At 66.1% G+C, this 17,791-nt stretch carries 16 protein-coding genes; 11 read left to right on the forward strand and 5 right to left on the reverse strand.

The window, feature by feature from the left end; translation table 11 throughout:
* Positions 1–159: 159 nt before the first annotated feature.
* The gene (locus VX037_RS12410; protein WP_328714478.1) at positions 160–2,730 is read right to left on the reverse strand and encodes an AAA family ATPase; all 2,571 of its coding nucleotides are present in this window, start codon (positions 2,728–2,730) and stop codon (positions 160–162) included.
* A 140-nt stretch (positions 2,731–2,870) separates the two neighbouring features.
* On the opposite strand from VX037_RS12410, the gene VX037_RS12415 reads away from it, so the two are divergent.
* Positions 2,871–3,146 (forward strand): DUF4242 domain-containing protein, encoded by a 276-nt coding sequence (locus tag VX037_RS12415; protein WP_328714479.1) that lies wholly within the window; start codon positions 2,871–2,873, stop codon positions 3,144–3,146.
* Positions 3,147–3,313: 167 nt separating this feature from the next.
* Positions 3,314–4,771, forward strand: coding sequence for a multicopper oxidase family protein (locus VX037_RS12420; protein ID WP_328714480.1), 1,458 nt, complete (start codon positions 3,314–3,316; stop codon positions 4,769–4,771).
* A 27-nt stretch (positions 4,772–4,798) separates the two neighbouring features.
* Here VX037_RS12420 and VX037_RS12425 read toward each other — a convergent pair whose 3' ends face one another.
* Positions 4,799–5,311 (reverse strand): putative immunity protein, encoded by a 513-nt coding sequence (locus VX037_RS12425; protein WP_328714482.1) that lies wholly within the window; start codon positions 5,309–5,311, stop codon positions 4,799–4,801.
* Between the two features lie 63 nt (positions 5,312–5,374).
* Between VX037_RS12425 and VX037_RS12430 the strand changes: the two genes are divergently transcribed.
* Both VX037_RS12430 and VX037_RS12435 read left to right on the forward strand, forming a co-directional pair.
* A complete protein-coding gene (locus VX037_RS12430) occupies positions 5,375–6,169 on the forward strand; it encodes an alpha/beta fold hydrolase (protein WP_328714483.1) in 795 nt (264 codons plus the stop codon).
* 57 nt (positions 6,170–6,226) lie between these two features.
* A complete protein-coding gene (locus tag VX037_RS12435; protein WP_328714485.1) occupies positions 6,227–7,903 on the forward strand; it encodes an alkaline phosphatase D family protein in 1,677 nt (558 codons plus the stop codon).
* An 18-nt stretch (positions 7,904–7,921) separates the two neighbouring features.
* Here VX037_RS12435 and VX037_RS12440 read toward each other — a convergent pair whose 3' ends face one another.
* Both VX037_RS12440 and VX037_RS12445 read right to left on the reverse strand, forming a co-directional pair.
* Positions 7,922–9,502 carry an aspartate:alanine exchanger family transporter gene (locus tag VX037_RS12440; protein WP_328714486.1) on the reverse strand — a complete coding sequence of 527 codons (1,581 nt, stop codon included), beginning with the start codon at positions 9,500–9,502 and terminating at the stop codon, positions 7,922–7,924.
* A 123-nt stretch (positions 9,503–9,625) separates the two neighbouring features.
* On the reverse strand, positions 9,626–10,057 hold the full coding sequence (locus tag VX037_RS12445) for a PPOX class F420-dependent oxidoreductase (protein ID WP_328714487.1): 432 nt from the start codon (positions 10,055–10,057) through the stop codon (positions 9,626–9,628).
* Between the two features lie 139 nt (positions 10,058–10,196).
* On the opposite strand from VX037_RS12445, the gene VX037_RS12450 reads away from it, so the two are divergent.
* From VX037_RS12450 to VX037_RS12465, 4 genes are all read left to right on the forward strand, one after another.
* Positions 10,197–11,867 carry a cation:proton antiporter gene (locus VX037_RS12450; RefSeq protein ID WP_287014649.1) on the forward strand — a complete coding sequence of 557 codons (1,671 nt, stop codon included), beginning with the start codon at positions 10,197–10,199 and terminating at the stop codon, positions 11,865–11,867.
* Positions 11,868–11,945: 78 nt separating this feature from the next.
* Positions 11,946–12,278: a hypothetical protein gene (locus VX037_RS12455; protein WP_287014648.1), complete on the forward strand. Its 333-nt coding sequence runs from the start codon at positions 11,946–11,948 to the stop codon at positions 12,276–12,278.
* Positions 12,279–12,280: 2 nt separating this feature from the next.
* On the forward strand, positions 12,281–12,556 hold the full coding sequence (locus tag VX037_RS12460) for a YrhK family protein (RefSeq protein ID WP_266061378.1): 276 nt from the start codon (positions 12,281–12,283) through the stop codon (positions 12,554–12,556).
* 67 nt (positions 12,557–12,623) lie between these two features.
* Positions 12,624–13,694 carry an NAD-dependent epimerase/dehydratase family protein gene (locus VX037_RS12465; protein ID WP_266061380.1) on the forward strand — a complete coding sequence of 357 codons (1,071 nt, stop codon included), beginning with the start codon at positions 12,624–12,626 and terminating at the stop codon, positions 13,692–13,694.
* Between the two features lie 17 nt (positions 13,695–13,711).
* On the opposite strand, the gene VX037_RS12470 is transcribed toward VX037_RS12465, so the two are convergent.
* Positions 13,712–14,158, reverse strand: coding sequence for a type II toxin-antitoxin system Rv0910 family toxin (locus VX037_RS12470; RefSeq protein ID WP_266061382.1), 447 nt, complete (start codon positions 14,156–14,158; stop codon positions 13,712–13,714).
* Between the two features lie 77 nt (positions 14,159–14,235).
* Here VX037_RS12470 and VX037_RS12475 point away from each other — a divergent pair, with 77 nt between their 5' ends.
* The 3 genes from VX037_RS12475 (at position 14,236) to VX037_RS12485 (ending at position 17,790) form a co-directional block, all read left to right on the forward strand.
* Complete coding sequence (locus VX037_RS12475) at positions 14,236–15,366, forward strand: carboxylate-amine ligase (protein ID WP_287014647.1); 1,131 nt, start codon at positions 14,236–14,238, stop codon at positions 15,364–15,366.
* Between the two features lie 86 nt (positions 15,367–15,452).
* The gene (ilvD, locus tag VX037_RS12480; RefSeq protein ID WP_266061384.1) at positions 15,453–17,168 is read left to right on the forward strand and encodes a dihydroxy-acid dehydratase; all 1,716 of its coding nucleotides are present in this window, start codon (positions 15,453–15,455) and stop codon (positions 17,166–17,168) included.
* A 67-nt stretch (positions 17,169–17,235) separates the two neighbouring features.
* Positions 17,236–17,790 carry a DUF4334 domain-containing protein gene (locus VX037_RS12485; protein WP_266061385.1) on the forward strand — a complete coding sequence of 185 codons (555 nt, stop codon included), beginning with the start codon at positions 17,236–17,238 and terminating at the stop codon, positions 17,788–17,790.
* The last annotated feature ends 1 nt before the right edge of the window (position 17,791 follow it).

Raw genomic sequence — 17,791 nt, forward strand, 5'->3', positions numbered from 1 at the left:
GCTCCACTTCGGAGACGCAGTCATCAGCATCGGCGCAACGAATCGTTGGCGAATCGGGAAGTACTCCCCACCTTTTCCGCGGACCCCGACCCCTCGGCACATGGGTACCTCCTCCACCCCACCTACACGCCGTCGCCCCGCTCCGGCACTTGGGATCAATCAGTCCACGATGCCCAGTTCCCGGCCGCGACGAGCCGCCTCGCGCCGGTTCGCGACATCGAGACGAGTGAGGATCGCCGACACGTGGTGATCGACCGTCTTCTCCGAAAGGTAGAGCCGCGCAGCCATCTCGGCATTCGTGAGTCCCTCCCCCAACAACGCCAGCACCTCCGCCTGACGATTGGTCAGGCCCGCCGCGTTCGACACCGTGGTCGCTCTGCGTCGGGACGGCACCGCGGTCATGCCGCTCTGACGAAGATCACGCCGGATCTTGTCGGCCGTAGCATGCGCCTCGAGCCGGTCGAGCATCAACAGGCTCTTGCTCACGCACGTGAGATCGCCGGTCTCGGTGAATGCGATCGCAGCATCGAACGCCAGACCTCCCTCGATGAGCATCTCCGCTGACCGATGGATATCGCCGGAGATGTATGACCTGCACGGCGGCGCGAGGTCGCCCGCCGGCACCTCGACGCCGGCACGCGCGAGCCACACCGCGAGATCACCGCGCGCCCAGTGCAAACCGTCACCGGGCTCGCCCACCAGCCGCGTGAGGTCGGTGATCCTTCCGTCGGCTACACCGGTCAGCCACATCTGCTCCACCAGTGCCGCGGCCGCGGGCAGCACCCGCCACGGCTCGCCGTAGCGCACACTCAGTTCCCACGCCTGCTCGAGGTCGTTGCCGGCATCGCCGCGTGATCGCAGAGCGACGAGCCCACGGATCAACAGCGGCCAGGGGCGTGCCAGTGGAGCCGACGGCCCGTCAAGCACTGCGGCACTGTCACGCATGGCCTCATGCCATCGACCGCTGAGGAACTCGAGGCGCCCGCGCGAAGCCAGTTGCCATACGTGGCACACCGGAAGATCGCTCTCGATGGTCAGGTCGATACTGGTGGCCAACAGATCCGATGCCGTGTCCAGGCGTCGATGCTCCACGTCGAAGTACGCGAGGTTGCTGTAGCCGCTGGAATGGATCTCGTCCAGATGTTCCGGGGCATGCGCCAGCACGTCCAGAACCCGAGCGCGGCCCGCCGACTCCCCGGCGACGACATCACACAGCCCGTCGATGATCGCGATGCGAGCCCGTAGACCCGGATCGTCGACGATTCCGGACACCCGTCGCGCTCGCGCGAGATGCACGCGTGCCTCATCGACAGAAGCCGACTGCATCGCAAGGAACGCCCGCATCGCATACCCGTGGCCCAGCGATGCGGCCTCGAGTCCTGTCTCATCGTGAACGTCGATGGATCGGATCACGTGGCGGTCCGCGCCGCTTCTGTTCGCGTTGTACCACTCGTAGATCGCCAAAGCGTTGTGGTCAGCACTCGTGCCAGCGACATCACGGGCGGCGCGGCGCAACTCCAGCGCTTGCCCGCAGGCGTCGATCGCCTCGTCCAGCCGATCGATGAGATAGAGCTCCGCGGCGAGTTGCTCCAGCAGTGCGGCATCGTCGACAGCGCCGCCGCCCTGGGCCGACAGCGCGGTCCGGAAAAAGTCGGCACTTTGGCGGTGCGCTCCGGATCGGGCGGCCACGCGTCCGGCAGCCGTGGCGGCCTCCTTGAGCCGCACCCGATCCCCCGCACCCAGTGCGTGGTGAGCGATCGTCGCGTGATCGAGACTGCCGATGTCGTCGTAGGCGGCGACGAGCCGACTGTGCAGTTGTGGTTCGGCTCCGGCCGGTATCACGTCGGCGACAGCCAGCCGGCACAGGTCGTGCCAGAACGTGACACCGCGGGCGGTCGCCCGCACCAGATGCGCCGCACTCAACCGGCGCAGGGTCGCACCGGTGGTACCGAGTGCGGCCATCACCGGTCCGGGCACGGCCCCAGACGAGCATGACAGCAGGTTCAGTGCGTCCCAGCTGTCGGCGTCCAGACCCACCGTGCGTGCCAGAACGGCGTCGCGTACGGTCGCCGGTAGTTCATCGCCGTCGTAGTCGAGCAACTGGGTGACGAAGAAGGCATTGCCGCCGCTGAGCCGGTGCAGTATCTCCGGGTCCAGACCGCGGTCACCCACCATCTGCGTCACGCCGTCCACCGACAGCGGTTGCACCGCAATCGATGTCGCTGACGACGAACGCGCCACGTCACCCAAGAGCAACCGCACCGGATCGTCGTGACGCGGCGCCTCGTCGTTGCGCGCGGTCACCACCACGAGTGTCGTACTGCGGCCGATACGCCGCAGGATGTGTCGGAGGAAATCGCTGGTGCCCTGGTCCGCCCAATGGAGGTCGTCGACCACCAACACGGTGGGCGTCGACGCAAGGTCGGCGGTGACGGCATCGAAGATCTGATAGGCGTGTTCCGCGCCGTGCAGGATGGTTCGGGTTTCGGGGGAGAACGCATTGGCGACATCGAACAGTGGGCCCAGCGGCCGCGGCGTGTCGAGGGGGTCGCACGCACCCCACAGCACGCGGCTGCCACCGTTGAGTCGCCGCACGAACTCCTCGACGAACGTCGTCTTTCCGGCACCCGCCTCGCCGGTCACCATCACGACACCGCCATGCCCGGTGCCGGCGTCGTGCGCACGCGCAATCAGGGATGCCAACTCGTCGTCGCGCTCGATCAGAGCCACAGGAAAACGATATGCGCGCATCCGGGAATGGCACAAGACCAGCGAAGATGGGGGAATTCTCCCGATGCCGCGGTCGCCGGCGGCCAGCGACAGTGGTCGAGCATCAACCACCACGACCGCCCCGAACAAGGAGAATCATCATGAAGACATTCGTCATCGAACGCGAGTTCCCGGGCGCCGCCGATCTCGACGGCGACGCGCTCACAGAGATCGCCCGCACGTCCAACGCGACAGCCGCTTCCCTCGGCGTGCCCTATCACTGGATCACCAGCTTCGCAGCCGGAGACAAGGTCTACTGCGTGCACCAGGCCACCGACGAGGACACCGTCCGGGAGCATTCACGCCGTGCCGGTTTCCCGTGCACCACCGTCACTGAGGTCGCCCACGAGTTCGGCCCGCAAACGGCCGATCGCTGACACGCCGCCACCACCGACCCGACGCGTACCATTGGGGTATACCCCCTTGGGTATGTGGCCTGCGATGGCGAAGCCTTCTGGACACCTCGCGACGAAAGGACACCGAGCATGATGGGAAGTGCCGGCGGAATGGGATTCGGCCCGGATCCGCGCGCCATCCAGGGTCGATGACCGAACCGATCAGCCGCCGTCGGGCATTGACGTTGGGTGTACTGGGTATCGGCGCCATCGCGGCCGGAGCAACCGGGCTCGTCGTGGGAACACGGTCGACGTCGGAGCCGCCATCAGCCGGTCCCGACACCGGATGGCCACAGCCGCGGGTCCTCACTTCCGAGAACGGGGTGTTGGAGGTGGACCTCGACGTCGCCGAAACGGACGTGACCATCGGCGACTCCACTATTCGGATGCTCACCTACAACGGATCGGCGCCGGGCCCGACGTTGCACCTACACCCCGGCGACCGTCTACGCATCCATCTGCACAACGGGCTCGACCAACCCACTAATCTGCACACCCACGGGCTGGACGTCTCGGCCACAGGCAACAGCGACAACCCATTCCTGCGCATCGACCCCGGCGGCGCATTCGACTACGAGATCGACCTGCCCGCAGATCATCCGGCGGGCGTCTGCTGGTATCACCCTCACCACCACGGCATGGTTGCCGAACAGCTCTTCGGCGGACTCTACGGCGCGATCATCGTCGACGAGGAGGACTGGTCCACCACTGCCCCGCTGGTCGCGGTCATCTCCGATGCCACCTTCACCGACGGCCGCGTCGCCGACGTCTCCCCCACGGAACGCATCGCGGGTCGCACCGGCGACACCCTGATGACCAACGGCCAGATCACACCCGCGATCCACGCGCCGGCCGGAAGCAACGAACGGCTACTGGTGATCAACGCCTGCTCCAGCCGCTACCTGGATCTGCAACTCGGCAACCTCGACGCCCAACTGAGGGGTAGGGACTCGGTTCGCCTGGGTGAGCCCGCGGCCATCGACCGACTGCTCCTGGTCCCCGGCAATCGCGTTGACCTGGTCGTGACGGTCCCGACGTCGACGGGCGACCTGATCGCCGCCACCTACGATCGTGGGCACACGGGGATGGGAATGATGGGCGGTCAGTCGACGATCTCACCCGAAGCTACTGTGCTCTCGGTGGTTCCGGATGCCCAAGCGCCGGCCCGCGTTGTCGCCCCTGCGGCGTCCACTCCCCTTCCCGACCTGCGCGACCGTGTGCCGGATGCACGACGCACGTTGACGCTGAGCATGGGCGGTGGGATGGGCGGCGAGGGCATGGGTATGCGGTTCCTCATGGACGACCGCTCGTTCGATCCCAACCGCATCGACCAGTCGATCCCGATCGGCACCGTCGAAGAATGGACGATCGTGAACCAGTCGCCCATGAATCATCCTTTCCACCTGCATGTCTGGCCGATGCAGATGGTGCGTGCGGGCGGCTCCTACGTCTCTGGCGTCGAGGTGCGTGACGTCATCGACATCCCGGCCCGCCAATCGATCACAGTCCGGATCGCCTTCGACCGGTTCCCGGGCACCACCGTGTACCACTGCCACATCCTCGATCACGAAGACCTGGGGATGATGGGAGTCCTGCGGGCAAGGTGAGACTTCCGTCGTCCGGGTGGCGGGACATCAGTCGAAGACCGACCAGCAGATCTCGTTGCGAAGCCGCTGGTCGTCGAGGACGAGGTCGCGAATCCTTGCGGGAAGCCGGTCTCGTTGCCACGCGCATTCCGCCCGCCCTGCCCGCTCGTGCTGACCGCGAGGTGCCGCGGCTTGTACGGCTTTGATCGCGTAGGCGGCCGCACCCAGGTCGTGCGCGGCGACGTGGGCCACCACGCCCGCCTGTCCCGCGGCGAATGCGGCGTGGCGCTGGGGTCCGATCAGGGGCCTGGCTGCGGCCATCGCGTGGCCTCCGGCAGCACGCGCGTCCGACATCCGGATCTCTTCGCGTGTCCACGCCCGTATCGCGGCGATGGCCGATCGCGGTCGCGGGTCCTGGGGCTGTACGGCCTCGAAGAAGTGCAGCACGTGCTCGGCACAGTCGGCGGCCCACAGTGCCAGCAGGTGATGGTCTTCGTCGGTGAGTGATCCGCCCCGGCGGATCGTCACCAACCGTGGATCGCGCTCGGCCGAGAGGATCATGCACCCCATTGTCGCCCCTTGATCGGGCACCGATGAGTTATGCGTACCGATCGGGTCCAACCGATGAGCTATGCCACGATCGAGGAGACGGAGGATCCGATGATCATCGACCTTTACCACGAGACCTACGGAACGCCCGGGCCACGCTCACCGTTGGTCCTTGTCCACGGCGGAGCCGGCACCATCGAATCCCACTGGGGCGCCGCTGTCCCGCTGCTGTCCGCCGATCGCGCCGTGGTCGGCGTCGAACTCCAGGGCCACGGCCACACCCGACATGCGTCACGCGACTACACCTTCGAGAACTCCGCGGACGACATCGCCGCGGTGGTCAACTCGCTCGACCTCTCCCGCGTCGACATCATGGGTTTCAGCAATGGCGGCCCAACGGTCTTGCGGTTCGCTCAGCGGCACGCCGACCTGGTCAACCGCACGGTGGTGGCTTCCGGCTTCTACCGCCGCGACGGGTTTGTCGACGGCTTCTGGGACGGCTTCGACGACCCGGCCATCGACTCCATGCCCAGCGCACTGGTCGATGCCTATCGAGTCATCAACCCGGATCCCGCAGATCTGCATCGAATGTTCGATCTCGACGTCACCCTCATGCGCGGTTTCCGGGACTGGGATGACGCCGAACTCGCCGCACTACAGGGACCGGTGCTATATGTCAGCGGCGATGAGGATGTGGTCCTCCCCCAGCACACCCTTCGCATGGCTCGTGCGACACCCGGCGGCCGAGCGCTGATCGTGCCCGCCGGACACGGCGACTACCTCGGCAGCGTCGACACCGGGCCGGTTGACCAGGCGCTGACCGAGTCTTGCCTCACCGTGATCCGGCGATTCCTGGACGACGACGTGTGATCCTCGCGTGAGCGGCACTCACCAGACGTTCACAGAAAGTCCACCTAGGCTTGTTCGATGGCACTTGTACTCGGACCGGTCCTCCGTCACGTCGGCGACACCACAGCGACCGTGTGGGTTCAGACCGAACACGCCGCGGACGTGGAAGTACTCGGCTGCCGGGCGCGGACGTTCGAGGTGCACGGCTGCCACTTCGCTCTCGTCGTTGTCGACGGCCTAACCCCGGACTCGGCGACGCAGTACGAGGTCGCTGTCGACGGCGCCGTGCACTGGCCGGAACCCGACTCCGGTTTTCCGCCGAGCATCATCCGCACGCGCGGTCCCCAGTCCGCCGACCACAATCGTGTGGTGTTCGGATCCTGCCGATTCCCACGGACCGACGACCCGGATCTCGACGCCGAACTCGGTATCGACGCGCTCGATTCGTATGCGACACGGCTCGCCGAACAATCCCCGGCCGATTGGCCCGACGCGTTGCTGCTGCTCGGTGACCAGGTGTATGCCGACGAACTCACCCCGCACACACGACGTCATCTCGCCGGTCGACGGGCCACGGGCAGCAAGGGCTCCACGGACCGCCCGGACGACGAGGTCATCAGCTTCGACGAATACGCCGGTCTGTACCGCCACACGTGGGGCGATCCCGAGATCCGCTGGATCCTGTCCACGGTGCCGACCGCAATGATCTTCGACGACCACGACATCCGCGACGACTGGAACACCTCGGCAACGTGGCGGCAGCAAATCAACCGAGAGCCGTGGTGGCGGGAGCGGATCCGGGCAGGCCTCGTCTCGTACTGGGTATTTCAGCACATCGGCAATCTGACCCCGGCAGCGCTCACCACGGACCCCGACTATCAGGCCGTACTGGGCACCGACGGTGACTGCTGGGATCTGCTGGTCGCTCTCGCCGACCGCGCCGACACCGAGATCGACGGGCGTAAAGGTCTGCGGTTCAGCTTCCGGTGGGACCTCGGCCGCGGTCGACTCATCATGGTGGATTCCCGCAACGGTCGGGTCTTCGCCGACGGGACTCGGAAAATGCTCAGCGACAACGAGTTCGACTGGCTCGACGAACAAATGAACGAGCACCCCGAAGACGTCGATCACGTGATGATCGGCTCGTCACTGCCATGGTTGCTACCGCCGGTCCTCGGCGACGCGGAGGCGGTCAACGAGATCGCCGCACAACAGCCAGGCGTGCGCGGCCGCATCGCCGAGAAGATCCGGCAAGGCGCCGACCTCGAACACTGGCAGGCGTTCGGGCACTCGTTCCGCAGACTGACCACGCTGATCGGAGACCTCGCCACCCGCCCGTCGCAGGCCCCGGCAACCATCACCGTATTGTCCGGCGATGTCCACCACAGCTATGCCGCTCGCGTCGCATTCGACGCCGCAACACATTCCGACGTCTACCAGCTCGTGTGCTCACCGGTGCACAACAAAGTGCCCGCCTACGTCAAACCGATGTTCATCGCCGGCTGGTCGTCGTGGGTTGCCCGCGTGACGCGTCGGTGGGCACGACACCGCGGCGCACCTCAGTTGCCCATGAGCTGGACGAAAGTGAATGGCCCGATCTTCGGCAACACCATCGCAACCCTCGAGCTGTCCGGTCGCTCGGCACGGGCGGTCTTCGAGCAACCCGGCGACGACGGCGAACTGGCCACCGTCTCCGACATCGCGCTGACCACGACGACGACGCACTCGCCGACCACCCAGCCGGTCACCGGCTGACGCCCCAGCGGGCCACGCTCAGAAATACACGACCATGATTTGGGCGATGAACACCTTGATGATCATGCTGACCGGGAACAACACCGCATAGCCCAGCGCCACCCGCTGATCGGGCACCTTACCCATCGCGTACGCGTAGGGCGCCGGATTGAGCTGCGAACCGGTCAGACCGCCGAGGGCTCGCGCGGTCCCGTACTGCAGGACCGAACGCAAGGCCAATACGCAGATCAGCGCATGCGCCGCCGAAATGGCGACGCCGAGCAACACCAACTGAAGTCCGTCGTCGGCGAGGGCGTCCACCAGCCCGGATCCGGCACCAGTGCCGACCGCCACGAGGAACACCATCAGGGTGAACTGGTTGAGCGTGTTGGACACGTTGCCCGGGAGGGTCCACACGATCGGGCCGGTCCGGCCCAACGCGCCCAGCACCACGCCGGCGATCAGCGGTGCGGTCGCAGTACCCAGCACCAGGGTTCCGCCGCCGGGCATCGGAATCTCCACGAACGCCAGCAACAGACCGATCGTCAGGCCGAGCCCGAGGCCGATCGGGTTGATGTCACCGGCGGTCCGTTCGGAATCCCCGAGATCAGCCGCGACGTCGGCCAGGCGATCGCGCGGTGCGGTCACCCGCAGCCGATCCCCGGTCTGCAACACCAGATCCGGAGTCGCGATCAGATCGACGTCGCCGCGGCGCACCCGGCTGACAACGGCGTCGAAGCGTTCTTCGAGACGCAACTCGTGCAGCTGACGCCCCGCGTGGGTGCGGTTGGACATGATCATCCGACGGAAATCGATGTCGGACCGATCGCGCCAGAATTCGTCAGCGCTCTCGCGCCCGAGCTCGGCCACGAGCCCGTTGACGACGTCCTCGCGGGCGGTCACCGTGAGCAGGTCCCCGGACCTGAGTTGCTCGGCGTCATGCGCGATGACGGTGCTGCCATCGCGCGTCAGGCGCGACACCACCGCGTCGTAGCGATCACCGAACCCATGCACGGTCAGGTCCGGCTCCCCTACGATTTCCAGGGTGCGGATCACGATCGGCGCGACCTTCTCCCGGTCTTCGGCGGTGGGCCGACGTCGACCCACGCCGATCAGATAGGCACACGCAAGGATCGTCAGCAGGACGGTGATCGGATAGGCCACCGCGTACCCTATGGCTGGTTCGGGCGGGATGTCACCGCCGTCGGCGAGTTGTTGCTGCACCGCACCGAGCGCGGCCGTCGCCGTACCGGCACCTGCGAAGGCGCCGGCGATCGTTCCGATGTCGAACCCGAGGGCTTTGCCCAGACCGAGTGCGGTGCCCGCCATCGCGATGATCGCCACGACCGACACCAGCACCGGCTTCCAGCCTGTGCGCAACGCCCGGACGAAAGACGGACCGGCGGCGATTCCGACCATGTAGCAGAAGACGCACAACGACAGATTCGTGACGATCGGCGGCAATGCGACATCTTCGTCGAGGGCCGACAGCGCCAACGCCACAAACAGTGCACCGGCCGGCCCGAAGGACACCGGTCCGAACGGGATCCGACCGATCAGCGCCCCGACACCAACGCAGAAGAACAGGGTGAGCAACGGACTGTCCACGAACCACTGCATCGGATCTCCTGGGGAAGGAAGGTCGCGTGCTGTCGGGTGTCACTCTAACTGCAGATCGGCGACATCATGGGGATTCGTCACGGTTGTCCGTCCGCCGAGGTCCGCGTCTGCGCAGGTTGTCGCTCAACGCAACTTGGCTCCATAGACGTGGGACACCTTCAGCACCATCAGGACCCGTCGGTCGGCGACCATCACCGCTCGGTACTCGTCCCAGTCCGGATGCTCGCCGGCGCCGAGGCGGTAGTACTCGACGAGAGCGTCCACCTCGGCGGCGTCGGAGGTGTCGGCTGGTCCGATCAACGTCGCCTCACCCTCCGCCGTGGCCCAGGTATATCCGTCCGGTCCGGTGAACTCGACCGCAGCGCGCGGATCCCGGCGCAGGTTCGCGGTCTTGGCGCGCCCCTCGGTCATCGAGACATAGATGGTGTCGTCGTCTCGGTCGTAGACACACGTCACCGGTGACAGCTGCGGCAGACCACTGCGTTTGATGGTCGCCAGAATGCCGATACGGGTCTCGGCGATCAGATCGCGTGGGTCGAAGTCATGTTCGCTCATGCCAGGGGCAACCATCGTCCGGGTCGGGCCATTCCGGTCCCCCGACACGTTCGCCGCAGTACGTCGTGCCGCATTTGGGGTGCCACGCGCGGTTGCCGCGTTAGGTTGAGAACCAGAGGTTCGACGGAAGAGTTGCAGCGTGGTGGAACCGCACGACTTCGTGCTGATCGCGGGCATCCTGGCCATCGCGGCGGTGGCCGGCCTGCTCGCGACCAAGATGCGTCAACCGATGATCGTGGCGTTCATCGGTGTCGGCATCCTGGTCGGCCCAACCGGTACCGGTTGGGTCACCACCAACGAGACGATCGACCTGTTGGCACGGCTCGGTATCGCGATCTTGCTGTTCCTCGTCGGGCTGCGGCTGGACATGAATCTCATCCGGACAACCGGTCCGGTGGCCCTGATCACCGGCGTCGGGCAGGTGCTCATCACCGGAGCACTGGGGTACCTGCTGGGGATCGCGTTCGGGATGAGTGCTGTCGCCTCGTTCTATGTCGCCATGGCCCTGACGTTTTCGTCGACAATCATCATCGTCAAACTCCTCTCTGACAATCGGGAGATCGAGCAACTGCACGGCCGGATCGCGGTCGGTCTGCTGATCGTGCAGGATCTCGTGGTCGTTGTGGTGATGATCGCGATCAACGCCTTCGGCCACGAAACCGACGACTCCATGATGGTGAGCGTGGCGCTGGTGCTGGCCAAGGGCATCGGGCTGCTCATCGGGATCGCGTTGTTGATGCGGTTCGTGTTGCCGTGGCTGCTTCATCAGGTGGCCAGGTCCCAGGAGTTGCTCGTTCTGTTCGGCGTCGCCTACGCGATCGCGCTGGCTGCGGGAACCGAAGCGCTGGGCTTCAGTTCCGAGGTCGGCGCCTTCCTGGCGGGAGTGTCGCTGGCCGCGACGCCCTACCGCGATGCGCTCGGCGCCCGGTTGGTGAGTCTGCGCGATTTCATGCTGCTGTTCTTCTTCCTCGATCTCGGGGCGGGCCTGAATTTCGCCGATGCATCCGGACGCATCGCCGAGATCGTGGTGCTGTCGCTGTTCGTGTTGATCGTCAAGCCACTGATCATCATGATCCTGATGGCATTTCAACGCTATCCACCCGAGGTGGGCTTCATGACCGGCCTACCTCTGGGGCAGATCTCGGAGTTCTCACTGATCCTGGCCGCACTCGGCCTCGGTCTGGGCCACATCACCGACACCACGTCGAGCGTGATCACCGTTGTCGCACTGGTCACCATCGGCGGATCGACGTATCTGATCCTGTTCTCCCATCAGCTCTACCGATATCTCGAACGGTGGCTCGGCATCCTGGACCGACCCTCTGGGCGGCACCTGCCACCCGACGACACAGAACTCGACGTCGATGCGATCTTGTACGGGCTCGGTCGATTCGGGCGTCACATCGCCGATGAGTTCAGTGCCGCCGGTCATCGAGTGCTCGCGGTCGATTTCGATCCCCACCGCCTGGCCTCCAACACACGGCCCGGCGTCACGTCGGTGTACGGCAGCGCCTCGGATCTGCACTTCCTGGAGACACTTCCGCTCTCTCGGGCCCGCTTCATCATCAGCACCATCCCCACGATGGACGCCAACCATGCGCTACTGCACGCGTTGCACCATCACGGCTATACGGGGCACGTGGTGATGACCGCACATCATCCGCACGACGCCGAGCGATTGCGCGCCGCCGGCGCCGACATCGTGCTCGAACCCTTCTCCATGGCCGCCGAGACGACCACCGACATCCTCGATCACCTCATCAGTGGCGACGGCGAGCGCGACCCCGACCGCCGTCCCCGTGATGAGTGATCGACTAATCGACGCACCCGGGGCGCGGGACACTAGCTAGGGTCGGCACGAGAGGACAGTCCGACCGTGAGGAGCTCCATGCCCGACCTTCGTGCACTACTCACCGCCGCAGCGGCGGGAGCGCTTGCCGCGAATGTGGTCCCGCACCTCGCCCATGGGATCACCGGCAAACCGTTTCCGACGCCATTCGCCGACCCGCCGGGAGTGGGCGATTCCTCTCCGGGACTCAACCTGGTGTGGGCATCGATCAATGCGGCTGCCGCGACGGGTCTGTTGTATGCGGGACGTGCACGTCTGACGGATCCGGCCTTCGTGGGTACTGCGGGCGCGAGCGTGGTCATCTCGGCGGTGGCGCTGCGCCGCTACTTCGCGCGCGCCCGCGTCCCAGCGCACGCCGGGAGTGACAACTGACCATGAGTAGCAAGATCACCGTCCCTCTTGGCCACGACGAACTGGTCATCCGCCAGCGCTGGGAAGTGGCCAGCATCGCCAACGACATCCTGATCGCCATCTGGTTCGTCGCCGGCAGTGTGTTGTTCTTCGACGAGTCCACCAGCACGGTCGGGACGTGGCTGTTCCTGCTCGGCAGCGTGCAGTTGCTGATCCGGCCCGCGATTCGGTTGTCGCGGCGGATACACCTACGCCGGGTGCAGCCGCAACGCTCTCCCGAATCCAGCGAGGACTACTGACCGCAGACCGACGCTGGGTCGACGGTCGGTTCGTTTCTGCCCGCCCGGGTTCGGGTATCTCGTGTGCATGGCGAGCAACGAAGCAGCGGGTATACGCGTCGTGGTGGTGGGCGCCACCGGCAACGTCGGCACGAGTGTGGTCGCCGCATTGGGTCAGCGTGCCGAAGTTGCATCCATTCGCGGCATCGCGCGCCGGCCCGCCACCTGGACGGCGCCCAAGTTCTCCCTATCGACCGCAGACATCGGCACCGACGATCTGCGCCCGCTGTTGCGCGGCGCCGACGTGATCATCCATCTGGCATGGCTGTTCCAGCCGACCCGCCATCCCGAGGTGACGTGGCGCAACAACGTCATCGGCGCGATTCGCGTCTTCGAGGCGGCGGCAGCCGAGGGGGTGCCGACAATCGTGTACGCATCTTCGGTAGCCGCTTATTCGCAGGCCGACCCCCACCGGGCTGTCGACGAGAGCTGGCCCACCGATGGTTGGGGGGCGGCGGCCTACCCGCGGGAGAAGGCATATGTGGAGCGCTGGCTGGACGGTTTCGAGGCATCCCACCCAGATACGCGGGTGGTGCGAATGCGGCCGGCGTTCATCTTCAAACGCAACTCCGCGACCTCACAGCGCCGACTGTTCGGCGGACCATTCGTGCCCGGTCGATTGGCGGTTCCGACGAAACTACCTTGGGTGCCGCAGATCGACGGATTGAGTGTGCAGGTGGTGCACACCGACGACGTCGGCGCCGCGTACGCCGCTGCGGCCACAAGACCGGTACACGGCGCATTCAACCTCGGCTCGGAGCCTGCCGTGGACTCCGCATTTCTCGCCGACTACTGCGATGCGCGCACAATTCCGGTGTCCTCCCGACTGGTCAAGGCCGGCCTGGGCGCTGCGTGGCGCGCGCGTCTCGTCCCGGCGACACCCGGGTTGTTCGACACGGTCATGCATCTGCCGCTGCTCGACAGCGCGCGTGCTCGTGCCGAGCTGTCCTGGGCTCCGCGCCCACCGACGGAAGCACTCGACGAGTTCTTCGCCGGCCTACAGTCGGGCGCCGGAACCCACACAGCGCCGCTGGCGCCGGACTCCGTAGCCGGTCGCGCCGACGAGCTCCGCACCGGCGTCGGCGGGCACGACAGTTGAACACCAGACGACTGCGGTCAACGCCCTTCGGGCGCCCCACCCAACCGGGCCAGGTTCTCGATGGAATCCCGGACGTCGGACTCCATGAGGTGAGCGACGAATCGGCCCACCGGACCATTCAGCAGCCCACCTCGCAATGTCGCATTGAGGCCGAACCGGGATCCCCCGTCGACCTCGTCCACGCGCATCGTGAGGTCGATCCGGACACCGCCGCGGCCTTTGCCGGTCATCGCGATGGCCGTCGGCTCCTCATAGCGGATCACACGCCAGTGGATGACATTGCGAAAGCCTTTGACCTTGATCAACGATGCGACCTCGGTTCCTTCACCGATCTCTTCAGGGACATCGCCCTTCCAGCCCCCGAAGATCGTCATCCACTCCGAGAAGCGGTGCAGGTCGGAGGCCAACTTCCAGGCCTCCTCCGGGGTCATCTCCGATCGGATACCGACGTCGACTGCTGCCACGAATACCTCCCCTTGCTCATGAATGTGCCCAATCGCGTGCCGAACCGGCGCGTTCACCTCGACCCTACGGTGAACTGATGGGTCCCGCCGACGCGTCGACCACCGACGCTACCGACCCCACGGCCCCTCCGACGGTCGGCGTGGAGGAGGAGTTCATCCTGGTCGACCTGGTCACCGGACATCCGGTGGGACGCAATCACGAGGTCGCCGAGGCCGCCGCGCGGCGAGGAGTGCACCTGGACCTGGAGCTGACGACCTGTCAGGTCGAGATCGCAACTCCGGCATGCTCGACGAGTCACCAAGTGATCGAGGAACTGCGGCGACTGCGGTCGGTGGTTGCTGCCGCCGCGGCCGAGGTCGGCGTCGGAGTCATCGCGACCGGCGTGCCGCCGACGGTGCCGGATGCCTTTCCGATCACCGACACCGATCGGTACCGACGCATCGGCGGATATTTCGGCATGCTCGCCCACGAACAGGGCATCTCGGGTTGCCATGTGCATGTCGGCGTGGCCGACCGGGACGTCGCCGTCGGTGTGAGCAACCACCTGCGACGTCGACTTCCGGTGCTGCTGGCGCTATCGGCGAACTCGGCAATCTACCGAGATTCCGACACCGGACATGCCAGCTGGCGTTCGGTGTTGTGGAGCCGGTGGCCGGCATCGGGGCCGCCTCCGCATCTGCGTTCTCGGCGGCACTTCGAGCAACTCGTCGACATGTTCGTATCCTCGGGCGCAATCCTCGACGACCATATGGTCTATTGGGACATCCGCCCATCAGATCATCTGCCCACCATCGAGATCCGGATCGGCGATGTCCAACAAGCCGCCGCTGACGCGGCCGCCCTCGCCACCATCGTGCGGGCCCTGGTGATGACCGCGACCGCCGACCTCGCCGTCGGTCGTACGGCCGACGAGGTCGATGCCACGGTGTTGACCGCAGCGCTGTGGAAGGCGGCTCACGATGGCATCGACGGCGACGGCATCGATGTTGTGACCCAACAGTCGGTCTCCGCTCGCGGCATGGTCGCCGACCTCGTCGCCGACATCGGTTCAAGCCTGGGGCGGATCGGCGAGCGCGACCACATCGACGCATACCTGTCGCGTCTGGATGAGTTCGGAAACGGCGCATCCCGGCAGCGGGCACTCTTCGCCGAGCACGGCGGCGGATCAGCGATCGCGCAGGCAGCGATGCGTGCGTTCGTCGAGTGACCCGCCGCGGCAGGTGCCATCGCCCGACGATGCGTCCGACCGATACCGGCCACCTGTCACCGAGACACACCACTAGTGTTGCCCTCATGACCAATCCAACTCAGCCCGACACCGACATCGACATCAAGCCCCGCAGTCGCGACGTCACCGACGGGCTCGAGAAGACCGCCGCCCGCGGCATGCTGCGCGCGGTGGGAATGGGTGATGACGACTGGGTCAAACCGCAGATCGGGGTGGGCTCGTCGTGGAACGAGATCACGCCGTGCAATCTCTCGCTCGACCGCCTCGCGAAGGCTGTCAAGGAGGGAGTTCATGCCGCGGACGGATATCCGCTCGAGTTCGGCACCATCTCGGTGTCCGATGGTATCTCGATGGGTCACGAGGGTATGCACTTCTCCCTGGTGTCGCGCGAGGTGATCGCCGACAGCGTCGAGACGGTGATGAACGCCGAACGTCTCGATGGTTCGGTATTGCTTGCGGGATGTGACAAGTCACTACCCGGCATGTTGATGGCAGCGGCTCGGCTCGACCTCGCGAACGTGTTCCTCTACGCCGGCTCCACCTTGCCCGGCTACGCCACGCTCTCGGACGGGGCCGAACGGCAGGTGACGATCATCGACGCGTTCGAGGCTGTCGGGGCGTGCTCGCGCGGGCTCATGAGCCGCGAGGACGTCGACACGATCGAGCGCGCGATCTGTCCCGGCGAAGGCGCATGCGGCGGGATGTACACGGCGAACACGATGGCCAGTGCCGCTGAGGCATTGGGGATGTCGCTACCGGGCAGCGCCGCGCCGCCGGCCCCGGACCGCCGACGCGATCGCTACGCACGCGAGAGCGGCGAAGCCGTGGTGCAGATGCTGCGTCGTGGGATCACCGCGCGTGACATCATGACCCGCGAGGCGTTCGAGAATGCCATCGCCGTGGTGATGGCATTCGGCGGCTCAACCAATGCGGTACTGCACCTGCTGGCCATCGCCAACGAGGCGGAGGTGCCGCTGTCGCTCGACGACTTCGCCCGGATCGGCGCCAAGGTGCCGCACCTCGCCGACGTCAAGCCGTTCGGCAAGCACGTGATGACCGACGTAGATCGGATCGGCGGTGTGCCCGTCGTCATGAAGGCGCTGCTCGATGCCGACCTCTTGCACGGCGACTGTCTGACGGTGACCGGCAAGACCGTCGCGGAGAACCTCGCCGGGATCGCACCCCCCGATCCCGACGGCTTGGTGTTGCGCGCGACCAGCGAGCCGATCCACCCGACCGGTGGTATCACCATCTTGAAGGGTTCTCTCGCCCCGCAGGGTGCCGTGGTGAAGTCGGCGGGTTTCGACTCCGACGTCTTCGAGGGGGTGGCCAGGGTCTTCGATCGCGAACGAGCGGCGATGGATGCGCTCGAAGACGGCACCATCACCGCAGGCGATGTCGTGGTGATTCGCTACGAGGGCCCAAAAGGTGGGCCAGGCATGCGGGAGATGCTCGCCATCACCGGCGCGATCAAGGGTGCAGGCCTGGGCAAAGACGTGCTGTTGATGACCGACGGTCGATTCTCCGGCGGCACCACCGGTCTGTGTGTGGGTCACGTGGCCCCTGAGGCCGTCGACGGAGGGCCGATCGCGCTGGTACGCGACGGCGACCGCATCCGCCTCGATGTGGGTCAGGGCACTCTGGATCTGCTCGTCGACCCCGCTGAACTCACGCGGCGAGCCGAGGACTTCGCTCCGTTGCCGCCGCGGTACACCCGTGGTGTGCTGGCGAAATATTCGAAGCTGGTCACCTCAGCGTCGGAAGGCGCCGTCTGCCGGTGAGGTCGGGTTGACCACGAATCGATGAAACATGATGGTCAATCTGTGTCTTGCTCCGTACCATCGTGACATGCAACTGACCGAGTTGATGGACGACATTCCGTCCACCACCGCCGCAGCACTCGATCTCTTCGACGGGTTGCCCGCAGCCGAGACGGACTTCATGATCGGCACCTGGCATGGCGCCGAACTGCCGACAGAGCATCCGATGGACGGTTTGTTGGCGGCCAGCGGGTGGTGGGGCAAACAGTTCGTGGACGCCGAAACGGTGCATCCGCTGCTGTTTCCCACCCCCGACGGCCGAGCGCTCTGGCCGATGAATCCGGCCCGCGCGTTCAGCGGGGTGCCACTGGCCGCACGGGTGCCGTCGATCACGTCGCTGCCCGTTGCCAAGCCGATCGCCGCCACCCGGCTGTTGTGGCGGGCGCGATCGGGAAAGGCGCGGCTGCGGACCACCCGCTACCGCGGTGTCGACAGCGCCACCATGCTGTACGACCAGCTGCCGATCAACGACGTATTCCGGCAACTGTCGAACGACTCGGTGCTGGGCGCGATGGACATGAAGGGTGCGGATCGGCCGTATTTTTTCGTCCTGCGCCGCAACGCCTCCCTGCCGGTGCGCTGAC

The sequence above is a fragment of the Gordonia sp. Z-3 genome (genome assembly GCF_036233855.1).
In the GTDB taxonomy this organism is placed as follows: Bacteria; Actinomycetota; Actinomycetes; order Mycobacteriales; family Mycobacteriaceae; genus Gordonia; species Gordonia tangerina.

Coding starts and splice junctions, on each gene's coding strand:
- VX037_RS12475 (WP_287014647.1), top strand. CDS start 14,236: ATGGGTCCCGCCGACGCGTCGACCACCGACGCTACCGACCCCACGGCC.
- VX037_RS12485 (WP_266061385.1), top strand. CDS start 17,236: ATGCAACTGACCGAGTTGATGGACGACATTCCGTCCACCACCGCCGCA.
- VX037_RS12465 (WP_266061380.1), top strand. CDS start 12,624: ATGGCGAGCAACGAAGCAGCGGGTATACGCGTCGTGGTGGTGGGCGCC.
- VX037_RS12430 (WP_328714483.1), top strand. CDS start 5,375: ATGAGCTATGCCACGATCGAGGAGACGGAGGATCCGATGATCATCGAC.
- VX037_RS12445 (WP_328714487.1), bottom strand. CDS start 10,057: ATGAGCGAACATGACTTCGACCCACGCGATCTGATCGCCGAGACCCGT.
- VX037_RS12440 (WP_328714486.1), bottom strand. CDS start 9,502: ATGCAGTGGTTCGTGGACAGTCCGTTGCTCACCCTGTTCTTCTGCGTT.
- VX037_RS12415 (WP_328714479.1), top strand. CDS start 2,871: ATGAAGACATTCGTCATCGAACGCGAGTTCCCGGGCGCCGCCGATCTC.
- VX037_RS12425 (WP_328714482.1), bottom strand. CDS start 5,311: ATGATCCTCTCGGCCGAGCGCGATCCACGGTTGGTGACGATCCGCCGG.
- ilvD (WP_266061384.1), top strand. CDS start 15,453: ATGACCAATCCAACTCAGCCCGACACCGACATCGACATCAAGCCCCGC.
- VX037_RS12420 (WP_328714480.1), top strand. CDS start 3,314: ATGACCGAACCGATCAGCCGCCGTCGGGCATTGACGTTGGGTGTACTG.
- VX037_RS12455 (WP_287014648.1), top strand. CDS start 11,946: ATGCCCGACCTTCGTGCACTACTCACCGCCGCAGCGGCGGGAGCGCTT.
- VX037_RS12435 (WP_328714485.1), top strand. CDS start 6,227: ATGGCACTTGTACTCGGACCGGTCCTCCGTCACGTCGGCGACACCACA.
- VX037_RS12460 (WP_266061378.1), top strand. CDS start 12,281: ATGAGTAGCAAGATCACCGTCCCTCTTGGCCACGACGAACTGGTCATC.